Origin of the sequence: Streptomyces sp. CLV115 (assembly GCF_038448545.1) — a bacterium.
In the GTDB taxonomy this organism is placed as follows: Bacteria; Actinomycetota; Actinomycetes; order Streptomycetales; family Streptomycetaceae; genus Streptomyces; species Streptomyces sanglieri.
The window spans coordinates 1-460 of record NZ_JBCEWQ010000410.1 but is presented as its reverse complement, the minus strand read 5'-3'; the positions used below and the strand labels follow the sequence as shown (position 1 = coordinate 460).

Genomic DNA, 460 nt, shown 5'->3' with positions numbered 1-460 from the left:
AACCTATACAACTCAACAGGGGGATGACTGGTTTCGACTTGGAATGGTTGTTCCAGGAGAAGCGGGCCGAGGACCCAGGGTCAACTCGTTAACGATCCTTGGGAACCTATAAGTGCCGAGAACACTCGCACTGACTTCGCTCTCGCTGCCTGATCAGTGATCGAAGGGTCAGCCCGGATGTAGCCTTCCGTCCGGATCCTGGCCTCGTTTAGAAGGCTTGCCGTGCGGCCGTGGTCACGGAGGCTGCACGGGACGTTTCCGTGACTGGGCTTGTCTGCACCATGTCGGTGTGAGTGCAGGAGCCGAGCAATAACGACAGCATCGACTGCGCCCGGAGAATGTCTGGACGGTCTTTCAAGGACGCGGGTTCAATTCCCGCCATCTCCACTCAGTGCTTGCTGGCGTTGATACATTGACGCGCCAGCAAGCGTTTTGTTGTTTGCGTGTGCCATTTCCGCAC

Annotated in this window: 1 other RNA gene; it reads left to right on the top strand. The window is 57.2% G+C overall.

Annotation, left to right across the window (positions count from 1 at the left end):
* The first annotated feature begins 19 nt into the window (after nucleotides 1–19).
* Nucleotides 20–390: a transfer-messenger RNA gene (gene ssrA / locus AADR41_RS42400) on the top strand.
* Nucleotides 391–460 lie beyond the last annotated feature (70 nt).